This is a genomic window from Streptomyces sp. CNB091, assembly GCF_000377965.1.
The window spans coordinates 179,227-190,615 of the sequence record NZ_KB898997.1; the positions used below are offsets into that span (position 1 = coordinate 179,227).

13 protein-coding genes are annotated in these 11,389 nt (G+C 72.2%); 6 read left to right on the forward strand and 7 right to left on the reverse strand.

Annotated elements, in window-relative coordinates; all coding sequences use genetic code 11:
- The first annotated feature begins 53 nt into the window (after positions 1 to 53).
- From D581_RS0116000 to D581_RS0116010, 3 genes are all read left to right on the forward strand, one after another.
- Positions 54 to 953 (forward strand): N-acetylmuramoyl-L-alanine amidase, encoded by a 900-nt coding sequence (locus tag D581_RS0116000; RefSeq protein WP_018958233.1) that lies wholly within the window; start codon positions 54 to 56, stop codon positions 951 to 953.
- A 167-nt stretch (positions 954 to 1,120) separates the two neighbouring features.
- The gene (locus D581_RS0116005; RefSeq protein ID WP_026290560.1) at positions 1,121 to 1,984 is read left to right on the forward strand and encodes a hypothetical protein; all 864 of its coding nucleotides are present in this window, start codon (positions 1,121 to 1,123) and stop codon (positions 1,982 to 1,984) included.
- A 119-nt stretch (positions 1,985 to 2,103) separates the two neighbouring features.
- Entirely contained in the window at positions 2,104 to 3,114 is a 1,011-nt protein-coding gene (locus tag D581_RS0116010; RefSeq protein WP_018958235.1) for an LLM class F420-dependent oxidoreductase, read from the forward strand.
- Positions 3,115 to 3,156: 42 nt separating this feature from the next.
- Here D581_RS0116010 and D581_RS0116015 read toward each other — a convergent pair whose 3' ends face one another.
- The gene (locus tag D581_RS0116015) at positions 3,157 to 3,936 is read right to left on the reverse strand and encodes a maleylpyruvate isomerase N-terminal domain-containing protein (protein ID WP_018958236.1); all 780 of its coding nucleotides are present in this window, start codon (positions 3,934 to 3,936) and stop codon (positions 3,157 to 3,159) included.
- Positions 3,937 to 4,120: 184 nt separating this feature from the next.
- Between D581_RS0116015 and D581_RS0116020 the strand changes: the two genes are divergently transcribed.
- Both D581_RS0116020 and D581_RS0116025 read left to right on the forward strand, forming a co-directional pair.
- Positions 4,121 to 4,576, forward strand: a complete 456-nt coding sequence (locus D581_RS0116020) for a hypothetical protein (RefSeq protein ID WP_018958237.1) — start codon at positions 4,121 to 4,123, stop codon at positions 4,574 to 4,576.
- A 202-nt stretch (positions 4,577 to 4,778) separates the two neighbouring features.
- Entirely contained in the window at positions 4,779 to 5,072 is a 294-nt protein-coding gene (locus D581_RS0116025) for a hypothetical protein (RefSeq protein WP_026290561.1), read from the forward strand.
- A gap of 43 nt (positions 5,073 to 5,115) precedes the next feature.
- On the opposite strand, the gene D581_RS0116030 is transcribed toward D581_RS0116025, so the two are convergent.
- From D581_RS0116030 to D581_RS0116045, 3 genes are all read right to left on the reverse strand, one after another.
- A complete protein-coding gene (locus D581_RS0116030) occupies positions 5,116 to 6,189 on the reverse strand; it encodes a prenyltransferase (RefSeq protein WP_018958239.1) in 1,074 nt (357 codons plus the stop codon).
- Positions 6,186 to 6,917 (reverse strand): class I SAM-dependent methyltransferase, encoded by a 732-nt coding sequence (locus tag D581_RS0116035; protein WP_018958240.1) that lies wholly within the window; start codon positions 6,915 to 6,917, stop codon positions 6,186 to 6,188. Before D581_RS0116035 ends, D581_RS0116030 begins: the two co-directional genes overlap by 4 nt.
- 70 nt (positions 6,918 to 6,987) lie before the next feature.
- Positions 6,988 to 8,301, reverse strand: a complete 1,314-nt coding sequence (locus D581_RS0116045; RefSeq protein WP_018958241.1) for a glycosyltransferase family 4 protein — start codon at positions 8,299 to 8,301, stop codon at positions 6,988 to 6,990.
- Between the two features lie 265 nt (positions 8,302 to 8,566).
- Between D581_RS0116045 and D581_RS0116050 the strand changes: the two genes are divergently transcribed.
- A complete protein-coding gene (locus tag D581_RS0116050; protein WP_026290562.1) occupies positions 8,567 to 9,178 on the forward strand; it encodes a TetR family transcriptional regulator in 612 nt (203 codons plus the stop codon).
- A 98-nt stretch (positions 9,179 to 9,276) separates the two neighbouring features.
- Here the strand turns inward: D581_RS0116050 and D581_RS0116055 are convergent, their stop codons facing one another.
- From D581_RS0116055 to D581_RS0116065, 3 genes are all read right to left on the reverse strand, one after another.
- Positions 9,277 to 9,951, reverse strand: a complete 675-nt coding sequence (locus D581_RS0116055; protein WP_018958243.1) for a 4'-phosphopantetheinyl transferase superfamily protein — start codon at positions 9,949 to 9,951, stop codon at positions 9,277 to 9,279.
- A gap of 10 nt (positions 9,952 to 9,961) precedes the next feature.
- Positions 9,962 to 10,213: a hypothetical protein gene (locus tag D581_RS0116060; protein WP_018958244.1), complete on the reverse strand. Its 252-nt coding sequence runs from the start codon at positions 10,211 to 10,213 to the stop codon at positions 9,962 to 9,964.
- 113 nt (positions 10,214 to 10,326) lie between these two features.
- A complete protein-coding gene (locus D581_RS0116065; RefSeq protein WP_018958245.1) occupies positions 10,327 to 11,184 on the reverse strand; it encodes a class-II aminoacyl-tRNA synthetase family protein in 858 nt (285 codons plus the stop codon).
- Positions 11,185 to 11,389 lie beyond the last annotated feature (205 nt).

Genomic DNA, 11,389 nt, shown 5'->3' on the forward strand with positions numbered 1-11,389 from the left:
CGCACGGGCCGCGGTCCGAGCCCTTCGGACAGGCGGGTGGGTAGCATCGCCGCGTGCCGTACGACGACAGCCCTCCCCCCACCCGCCGCGCCCGGCCCCTCTCCGTGGCCGCCGCGCTGGCCGCCGTATGCCTGACCGCAGCCGGCTGCGGCGGCGGCCCGGAAGCCGACGGGTCCGGTGCGGCCCCGCCCCGGCCCGGCGCGGACGCCGCCTCCCCGACGGCTCCGGCACCGGCCGGAACCGCTCCCCCCTCCGGCTCCGCGAAGCCGCTGCCGAAGGGCCCGCTGACCGGCCGGACCGTGGTGATCGACCCGGGACACAATCCGGGCAACCGGAATCACACCCGGGAGATCAACGAGAAGGTCGACATCGGCACCGGCCGCAAGGAGTGCGACACGACCGGTACGTCCACCGATGACGGCTACGCGGAGGCCCGGTTCACCCTCGACGTGTCCCACCGGCTGCGCACGCTGCTGGAGGCCGAGGGCGCCCGGGTCCGGCTGACCCACGACGGCGACCGGCCGTTCGGGCCGTGCATCGACGAGCGGGCCCGGATCGGGAACGAGGCGAAGGCCGACGCCGTGGTCTCGGTGCACGCCGACGGGTCGGCCGTGGGCAACCGGGGCTTCCACGTGATCCTGCCCGCAGGGGTGAAGGGCGGCGGGGCCGACACCTCGAAGATCGTGAAGAGTTCGGCCGATCTCGGCGCCAGGATCGCCGGACACTTCGTCCGTACGACCGGAAGCGAGCCCTCCAATTACATCGGCGGAAAGACCGGTCTGGACACGCGTAATGATCTCGGCGGACTGAATCTGTCGACCGTGCCCAAGGTGTTCGTGGAATGCGGCAATATGCGTGACCCGAAGGACGCGGCCCTGCTCACCAGCGGGAGTTGGCGGCAGAAGGCGGCCCAGGGCATGGCCGACGGCATTGGCAGCTACCTGAAGGGGTAGTTCTGCGGTGATATTGGGGGGATAACCGCTCATGATCCGGGCACGGGCACAACCCGCCCGGGCAGACGATAGATTCATCCGTACGATGGGGAGCCGCTCCCGAGCTTCGAGCCGCACCGGCGGCAGCGACGACCGCCCCGACGAGACGACCGACTAAGGACCTTCACGTGAATATCCGATCCCTCACTCGAGGCGACGGCGTGGTGATCGGAGCAGCGGTCGTGCTGTTCATCGCCTCTTTCCTCGACTTCTCCAGCTACGACTGCCCGCAGGGCGTCGACTGCTCCCGGTTCGACAGCCCGAACGCCTGGGACTCGCTCGGACTCCTGATGAGCGTCTTCCTCGCCGGAGTCATCGGCGCGGCGCTGTTGATCGTCAGCCGTGCGATGCCGGGCCGCAAGGTCGTCGGCCTCGACCTCGGCCAGTTCGGTGCGGCGCTCACCGTCTTCGCGCTGTGGACCGCCTTCTGGACGATCCTCGACGTCAACAGCGCCGGCGCGGGCCTGATCCTCGGCCTGCTGGCCGCCATCGTGCTCGTCGCGGGTGCAGTCGCCGGTCCGATGATCCCCGCGCTCAAGGCCCCGCTCGTCAGCCCGGCCTCCCCCGCGCAGGGTGTAGGAGCCGGACAGGCCCCGTACGGCGCGGGCCCCGGCCAGGGCTATGGCTTCCCGGCCGGCCAGCAGCAGCAGCAGCAGCCGTACGGTGCCCAGCCGAGCCAGGGTTACGGCTACCCCGGCGCTCCGCAGCAGGGCCAGCCCGCCCAGGCCGACCCGGCGCAGGCGCAGCAGGCGCAGGCCCAGCAGCCCTCGCAGGGCGGCGCGGCCCCGGCGGGCGACTTCACCCCGTTCTGGTTCGCCGTTCCGGTGGCCCGCCCGCTGTACGGCGAGGACGGTTCGCCCAACCCGATCGCCGAGCTGGCGCCGGGCACCTGGTACCTCGCGGTGGAGCAGCGCGGCCAGAGCCTCATCGCCCAGACGCAGGACGGCCGTCGTGGTGTTCTCCAGGACACCACGGGCATCCAGCGCGGCTGATCCGTACGCCACAGCACACGTCTCGGCCCCTCGCCCTTCCGGGCGGGGGGCCGTTGTCGTACAGTCCAACCCGGCCACCCCTACCTGACGTCTCGTCAATTATGGCTGGAGGGCTCGGAATGCGGCTCGGACTCGCGCTCGGATACTGGGGCCGCGGCCCGGACCCCGGCCAGCTCGCCCTGGTCCAGGAGGCCGAGCGGATCGGCTACGACTCGGTGTGGACGGCGGAGGCCTGGGGGTCGGACGCCTTCACGCCGCTGACCTGGATCGCCGCTCACACCTCCCGGATCCGGCTGGGCACCGGCATCGTCCAGATGGCGGCCCGCACCCCCACCGCGACGGCCATGCACGCCCTGACCCTGGACCATCTCTCCGGCGGCCGGATGCTGCTCGGCCTCGGCCTGTCCGGGCCGCAGGTGGTGGAGGGGTGGTACGGGCGGCCGTTCCCCAGCAGCCCGCTGACCGCGACCCGCGAGTACGTCGAGGTGATCCGGCAGGTACTGGCACGGCGGGCTCCGGTGGAGCTGGCGGGCCGCTTCCACTCCCATCCGTACACCGGCCCGGACGCCACCGGGCTCGGGAAGCCGCTGAAGCCGATCACGCATCCGCTGCGGGCCTCGCTCCCCGTCCTGCTGGGCGCGGAGGGCCCGAAGAACATCGCGCAGACGGTGGAGATCGCGGACGGCTGGCTGCCGCTGTACTGGTCGCCGCTGCGAGCAGACGTCTACGGGGCCTCGCTCGCCGGACTCCGGGACGGCTTCATGATCGCGCCGATGGCCCGCGCGCACGTCTGCGACGACGTGGCCGAGGGGCTGTGGCCGGTGAAGGCGATGCTCGGCTTCTACATCGGCGGGATGGGGCACGCGGCCCGCAACTTCCACGCCGACCTGATGGCCCGCATGGGGTTCGAGGAGGAGGCCCGGCGGATCCAGGAGCTGTTCCTTCGGGGCCGCAAGGAGGAGGCGGTGCGGGCGGTGCCCGACGCGTTCGCCGACGAGATCTCCCTGATCGGGCCGCGCGCCCGCATCGCGGAGCGGCTGGAGCTGTGGCGTACGGGCCCGGTGACGGATCTGCTGGTCACCGCCCCGGACCCGCACACGCTGCGGGTCCTGGCGGAGCTGAACTCCTGAGGGACAGCCAAGCCCGCAAGGGCGTGTCCGGGCTTCCGACGCTCAGCCGAACGACGACCGGTCCAGCCAGAAGTCCAGCAGCGCGGCGTCGCCGAGCACCTCGACCCGCGGGCTCGTCGGCTCCAGTCGGCGGTTGAAGACCAGCATCAGGTCGGTGAGCGGCCCACGCAGCGCGACCGTGGCCTTGTCGTGCGCGTGCCGCCAGGTGAAACGGTCGTCGCCGAACTCGATCAGCCACTCGGCGCCGGGCACGTCGGTGGCGTGCAGATGCAACGAGCGCCCGCCTCCGACGAGTTCGGCAGCCTCCGGGTCGCCGCCCTCCTGCGAGAAGGAGACGATGCGCAGCCATTCCTCGATGGTGTCGGCGGCCACCTCGGCGTCGACCTCGTACGGGGCGCGGGCGGCGAGTGCCGCGTCGGCCCGGTGCACAACGGTCTCGTGCGTCATGCGCCGCGCCCAGAAGGCCGTACGCCGCTCCCATCCCCAGGTCCACACCTCGGCGTCGGGCCCCGCCTCCCGCAGCGCGGCGACCGTGGCCGCGGCCCCCTCGGCGAGCCAGGCGTCCAGCTCGGCCGGGTCGTCGCCGTCCGGGCCCTCACTGCCGGGCACCTTGTCCTCGGGGATGGCCTCAACGGCCCGGGTGCGGACGATCTCGCCGACCCAGCGGTGCGCGCCGCCGACGTGTACGGCCAGCTCCCGCAGGGTCCAGTCGGGGCAGGTGGGGACGGTCGCGGTGAGGTCTGCGCCGGTCAGCGCCGCGCGCAGGGCGTCGTTCTGGGCCAGGATCTCGTAGCAGTAACGGTCGTGGGAGAGAGAGGTCATGCGGCGCACCCTAACCGGCGGGGCCCGGATCGATCACCCGGATTCCGCAGGTCGACCGGGCGCCGACGGGCCGGACGTCGACGGAGGGAGAATGAAGGCAAGGGCTGCTCCCACGCCCCCACGCCCCCACGCCCCCACGCCAACGAGTCGAAGCCATCGCGATGAACGGATACGTGACCCACTGATGAGGTTCTCCCCCGACGACGTGGTCTGCCGCGTCTCTCTGAACCTGCGGCGGGTGCGCACCGCCGAGGAAGCGCTGCGCGCCTGGCTGCCGCTGGTCTCCGAGCTCCGGCCGGCGTCGGTGGCGTTCGAGGCGGCCAGTCCTGACGGAGTGCGCCGGGGGTTCCTCGCCGATCTCCTCGTGGTCCTCCGGCCTCCGGAGGGCGGGGCGCGGGAGGGCGGGAGCGCGCGCGGCCGGCTGCTCGCCGGGGTCGACGAGCTCGCCCGACGCCTCGGCCTGGACCCGGCGGGGTTCGAGACCGACGAGGACGGCGTCGGCGGAACGTTGAAGGTGCGGGACGAGCACGACGGCTCGTCCTACGGCGCCTATCTGGTCCTCGCCCTGACCGGCGCGGACCCCCTGCTTCCCGAGGGCGAGGAGATGGACTACGACGGCACGGGTGACGATCTGCTCTGACCCCGGCGGGGCCCGCACGGCGGTTCTCCTGACCGGGCGGGCCTGACCGGCCGGGCCCGCTGAACCGGGCCGAACCGTCCGAGCGTGTCACAGTGGGTGACGAAGGTCGGCACTCCCTCTCAACCCCGCACGGCCCCCACCGGCCGCCACCCGGCACGGGCAGTACGGGTTTCACCCTGCGTAAAGCGGCAACCAGAGTTCCATGTCTCCCAGAACCCGTTCAGGAAGCAGTTCAGCGGCTCGTGTCATCGCCGTCGTGGCCGACGTTCTGGCCTTCGTCATCATCCTCTGGATCCTGATGTACCTGCTGGACGCCAACCGCGGCAACGACTTCGTGCAGTGGGTGCACGACGCGGCCCGCTGGCTGGCGGGCTGGTCGTACGACCTGTTCACGTTCGACAGGGCATGGGCGAACGTCGTCACCGGATACGGCCTGGCAGCCGTGGTCTACCTCTTCATCGGACACGCGGTGGCGGGCCGACTCCGCCGCGGCTGAACAGAGCCCGTCCCAGGGTGTGTTCAGCGGCAGGCCGGCGCTTTCAGCCGCAGCAGTCCGGCTCCAGGCCGACCGGCAGTCGCTCGCCCCCGAAGACCGCGGTGGTCGCCTCGTCCCCCCCGAGCGCGGCCACCGCGAGCAGCAGGGAGCCCGCCGTCCAGGTGGTGAGCTCCTCGGGCCAGAAGGCCCGGTCGCCCTCGAAGACGTAACCCGTCCAGTACAACCCGCCCTCGGCGCGCAGGTGCTGGACGGACTGGAGGATCTCCAGCGCCCGGTCCGACTCCCCCGTCATCCAGAGGGTCAGGGCGAGTTCGCAGCTCTCACCGCCGGTCACCCAGGGGTTGGGCAGCACGCAGCGCACCCCGAGACCGGGGACGACGAAGCGGTCCCAGCCCTCCTGGATGCGGGCGGTGGCCTCGGCCCCGGTGACCGCGCCGCCGAGGACCGGGTAGTACCAGTCCATCGAGTAGCGCCTCTTGTCGAGGAAGCGCTCGGGGTGGCTGCGGATCGCGTGGGCCAGCGCGCCGGTCGCCAACTCCCAGTCGGGCTGCGGCTCCTCGCGGCGTTCGGCGATGGCCAGCGCGCAGCGCAGCGCCTGGTGGATCGAGGACGAGCCGGTCAGCAGCGCGTCGTTCACGGGCGTTCCGTCGGGCTCCCGCTTCCAGCCGATCTGCCCGCCGGGCTGCTGGAGCCCGAGGACGAACTCGACGGCCGCGAAGACCATGGGCCACATGCGGTCGACGAACGCGTCGTCGCCGGTGGCGAGGTAGTGGTGCCAGACGCCGACGGCCACGTACGCGCAGAAGTTGCTCTCCCGCCCCCGGTCGGTCGGCTGCCGCGGATCGCCGTCGTGGTAGGCGGCGTACCAGGAGCCGTCGGCGTTCTGGTTGCGCGCGAGCCAGTCGTAGGCGCGGGCCGCCGCCCCGTGCTCGCCGGCCGCGTCCAGGGCCATCGCGGCCTCGGTGTGGTCCCACGGGTCGAGGTGGTGGCCCCGGAACCAGGGCAGCGCCCCGTCCTCCCGCTGTACGGCGGCGAGCGCGGCGACCGTCTCGATCGCCTGATCCGCCGTCAGGACGCCCGGCAGGACGAGGTGTTCGGTCTGCTCGGGAGTGCTCACGCCTCGGCCTTCGGAAGGTGCGGCTTGGTGGCGTAGGCGACGAAGCTCTTGCCGACGACCGGGTTGAGGAGCTGCTCGGCGACCCGGGTGGCGAGCGGCTTCTTCATGATGTCCCAGACCAGCAGCTTGTGGTACGCCCGCACCGGCAGCGCCTTGTCGTTGTCCACGCCGAAGGCGCACTTGAGCCACCAGTACGGCGAGTGCAGGGCGTGGGCGTGGTGGGTGCCGTACGGCTTGAGTCCGGCCTCGCGGATCCGGGCGAGGAGTTGGTCGGCCTTGTAGATGCGGATGTGGCCGCCCTCGACCTCGTGGTAGGCGTCGGAGAGGGTCCAGCAGACCTTCTCGGGGCCGTAGCGCGGGACGGTGATCGCTATCCGGCCGCCCGGCCTGAGCACCCGGACCATCTCGGCGAGGACGCCCTTGTCGTCCGGGATGTGCTCCATGACCTCGGAGATGATCACGACGTCGAAGGAGTCGTCGGGGAAGGGCAGGTTGAGGGCGTCTCCCTCCATCGCGGTGGCGGTGGCGCCCTCGGGGGCCTCTCCGGCCTCCTTCATCGCGGCGAACCACGTGGCGACCTCGCGGATCTCCTCGCCGTTCCGGTCGAGCGCGACGACCTGCGCGCCGCGCCGGTAGCACTCGAAGGCGTGCCGGCCGGCACCGCAGCCCAGGTCGAGCACCCGATCGCCGGCGGCGAGCGGGAAGCGGGTGAAGTCGACGGTCAGCACGGGGGCCTGCCTTCGAGGTCGGAGGTACGGATGGCGACGATCGGGTCCGCGGTCGCCCGGGGGCGCGCGGTCACCTGCGGATTCCGCGGGCGATGATCGCCTGACGGTACAGCTCGGCCGTCCCGGCCGCCGCCCGGGCCCAGGTGAAGTTGGCCAGCACCCGCTCGCGGCCGGCCGCGCCGAGCCGGGCGCGCAGCTCCGGGCTGTCCAGCAGCCGGGCCAGTGCTCCGGCCAGCGCGTCCGCGTCGCCGGGCGGCACAGCGAGGCAGGTCTCCCCGTCGCGGCCGGAGACCTCGGGGATCGCGCCGCCGGTCGTCGCGACCAGCGGGGTGCCGGTGGCCATGGCCTCGGCGGCGGGCAGCGAGAACCCCTCGTACAGCGAGGGCACGCAGGAGACCTGGGCGCCGCGCACGAGGTCGACCAGCTCGGCGTCGCTGATGCCCTTGACGAACTCGACGGCGTCCGCGAGCCCGTGCCGCTCGATCGCGCGGGCGACCGGGCCGTTCTCGGCGCGCTTGCCGACGACGACGAGATGGGCGGCGGGGTTCTCGGTGCGGAGCTTGGCGAGCGCGTCGACGAGGTGGACGAGGCCCTTGAGCGGGACGTCGGCGCTGGAGGTGGTGACGATGCGGCCGGGCACCTCGGGAACGGAGGGGTCGGGGGACCACAGGTCGGTGTCGGCGCCGATGTGGACGACGCTGATCCGGTCGGCGCGTACGCCGAGGTCCTCGACGATCTCGTCGCGGGAGGAGCCGGAGACGGTGAGGACGGTGTCCAGCTTGCGGGCGACCCGCTTCTGCATCCGGGTGAAGGCGTACCAGCGGCGTACGGAGGCGCGCCGGCGGCGGCTCGGCGCGGCCGCCAGGTCGAGCCTGCGGTCCACGGTGATGGGGTGGTGGATCGTCGTCACGAGCGGGGCCCCGAGGTCGCCGAGGAGACCGTAGCCGAGGGTCTGGTTGTCGTGGACGACATCGAACTCACCACGCCGGGCCAGCAGATGGCGGCGGGCGCGCAGGCTGAAGGTGAGCGGCTCGGGGAAGCCGCCGGTCCACATGGTGGCGACCTCGGCCAGGTCGATCCAGTCGCGGTACTCGCCGGGCTTCGGGGTGCGGAAGGGGTCGGGCTGGCGGTAGAGGTCGAGGCTGGGCAGTTCGGTGAGCGGAACGCCCTCGTCGAGCACCGGGTAGGGCTGCGCCCCGATCACCTCGACGCTGTGGCCGAGGCGGGCGAGCTCCCGGCCGAGGTGGCGGACGTACACGCCCTGGCCGCCGCAGAACGGATTGCCCTTGTAGGTGAGGAGTGCGATGCGCAACGGCCGGTCGCCGGTCCCGGTGGAGCTGCCGTCGCCCGTGCGGGGGCCTGTCTCTATGGCCTCAGCGGTCACACTCGGCCCCCTTCTGACTGCGTGTTCGCCGGAGCGTAACCGGTCGCGCTAATCTAGAACAAGTTTCAGACTTGATAGAACAAGTCGCATACTTGATCGTTCGACGTGCATCGAATCTACCGGCAGGTAGCGTCGGCGCGAGAGCCGGATCAGGTGATTCGCGCCACGACGGACGCCCTGGCATGCTGTGCGCGCCCGCCCGGACCGCTTCGTCCATCGGGCGCGGGATCAAGCCATGGATCACGGATCGTGGATCGGGGACAGCATGACCGCGGACGCCAGACCGGCAGCGCCTCCGCTGACCGAGCGCCAGGAGGCCCGTCGCCGTCGCATCCTGCACGCCAGCGCCCAGCTGGCCGGCCGGGGCGGGTTCGAGGCAGTGCAGATGCGGGAGGTGGCCGAGGCCGCCGGAGTCGCGCTGGGCACCCTCTACCGCTACTTCCCGTCCAAGATCCATCTGCTGGTCGCGACCATGCAGGACCAGCTCCAGCACCTGCACGCCACGCTCCGCAAACGTCCGCCGGCCGGCGACGACGCCGCCCAGCGGGTGGCCGAGACGCTGATGCGCGCCTTCCGCGCCCTGCAGCGCGAACCGCACCTCGCGGACGCCATGGTCCGCGCCCTCACCTTCGCGGACCGCAGCGTGAGCCCTGAGGTGGACACCGTCTCCCGGCTGACCACGGCGATCATCCTGGACGCGATGGGCCTGGAGCACCCGACCCCGGAGCAGCTGTCCGCGGTCCGGGTCATCGAGCACACCTGGCACTCGGCGCTGATCACCTGGCTGTCGGGCCGGGCCTCGATCGCCCAGGTGAAGATCGACATCGAGACGGTCTGCCGCCTCATCGACCTGACGGCGGAGCCGGGCCGGCGCTGAGGAGCGGCCCGTCGGCGGGGCGGGCCGCCGAGGCCTGGGGCGGGTTTCGAACGTCCCGCCTGCTCGGCGGCCTCCGGGCGGAGGGCGCTACTACGGCGCTACTTTCGAAACACGCCCTCGACGCCCGCGAGTGCCACCACGGCCGCACGGCGGCGGTCCGTCCACTCGGTCAGCCGCGCGTCGTCCCGCCCAGACTCGAATCCAGTCTCGACCCCGCCCTCGAATCCGGCCTTGAACAGCGCCTCCCGCCGGACCCACAGCCGCAGCAGCGCCGGGCCGGGGTCCGGCTCGGCGCAGGCGGCGTCCACCGCGTCCCCGGGCAGCAGCCGCCGCAGTACGGACAGAGGCCCCGGCCGGCGCGTCAGGGGTTCCACGTCGATACCGACCGTGCCGGGTCCGACCGCCGCCGCGGCGAGGCCGTCGGCGTGGCTGAAGCTCGCCCCCAGGCCGGGGTGGTCCGGGAGATACGGCCGGCCGTGCCCGTCCCGCCCGCAACCGGGGCAGCGCTGGGCCGGTTCCACCGCGTCCGGCGGCAGCCCGGTGGCCCGGGAGGCGCACAGCCGCAGCAGCAGGCGGGCCGCCACCACGTCGTCGCGGCGGGCCGGCACCCGGATCCCCGCGAGCCGCCGCCGCTCCCACGGGGCGAGCAGGCGCTCGTCGAGCTCCGGGTGCGCCAGCACCTCCGCGGTGGTGGCCACCAGCACGAAGGCGCCTGCGGCCGCCGACGGCGCGGGGGCCGTGCCGTGTTCGCGGGGCGGCGGGGAAGGGGCCACCGGCCCGGACTCAGCCGGCCGGCGCCTCCGCCAGGTCGCCGGCGGCGAGGAAGCGCTCCTTGACGCGGGCCAGGGTGCGGAAGTCGTCGATGGTGACCTCCTGCAGATCGATGCCGCTGCCCGAGATCTCCTCCAGGAGGTCGATGAACTCCAGGAAGTCCATCGAGTCGATGAGGCGGGCCTCGATGAGGTCCTCCTCGACGCCGATCGGTCCGTCGAGTCCGGGGTTCTTCTCGTTGAGCCACGCTACGACACGTTCCATGGGAGAAATCGCTCCTCTTCACTTCTGTTGACGGCGCTTCTGTTGACGGCTTTGCTTCTGTTGACGGCGCTTCTGTTCGGGTGACGGCCGGTCGGCCAGGGCTGAGGATCGGTTCAGGAACCGGCGGCGCGGAGCCGCTCCAGGGCCTGCTCGGCGGTGCCGTGCGCGAGGATCATCGCGTGCACCCAGCGCTCCATGCCGAAGGCGACGCAGGAGCTGTACGCGGGACCGTGCGAGCCGGCCCGTATGCCCAGCCGCTCGCCGAAGAAGTTGCGGTGCCGGTTGACGGAGGCGATGGCCGTGCCGTCGGGGGCGCTGTACTCGTACTTCACCGGGTCCAGTGCCATCAGGCGGGCCCGCGACCCCCCGTTGTCGTAGAACGGGTCGTCGGCCGCCGCCCGGGTCAGGGTCAGGCCGAGACGTCCGGCCACCTCCTGGACGAACTCCCCGCCGCGTTCCTGGTGTTCGGTGGCACCGTCCTTGGTGCCGAGGTAGATCACCTCGCGCATGTGGAACCCCCACAGGCGGCGCAGGCCGTCGTAGTGGGTCTCGTTGCGGAAGCAGCGGCCGACCGCCGAGAGCCTCAGCCCGTCCTCGCCGACGTCCTCGCCCTCCAGGGAGAGCAGCAGCCCGTAGCAGGTCGCGGACGGCAGCACATGGCCGGTCGGGTGCAACGGCAGGTCCTGGGGCGACCCGCCGGAGGCCAGACCGTCGAGCGCCTCCGGGCCGAACCTCCCCGCGGAAACGCCGAGATGGGGAAAGTTCCGGAAGAAGTCGAGCCGCGCCAGCCCCTCGACGGACAGCAGTGGCGGCCCCACCACCTCGGGGGCGGCGAGCCGCGCGGCGAGGCCGGTCAGCAGATCGTCCAGGCCCCGCAGCAGTGCGGTGCGGACCGGGTCCAGCGTGATCAGCCCCGCACCGGGACTCTTCAGCGTGATACCCGGCAGAGCCGTGATGCTGGATGTGTTCATGGAACCGCGTCTTTCTCGGCGTGGGCCGGCAATCGGGGACACCCCTCGGGCGTACGGACCACATCGCCGTGACGGCGGCAGGTCCCGAACAGGTCCGTGACTGTCCGGAGTACGGACAGAAGTACAGATGACAACCCGTCACGAACCCGACCGCGCCCTTGGACATTAGGCCTGTCGCTCACCTGTTGTCTAGACCAAAGAAACC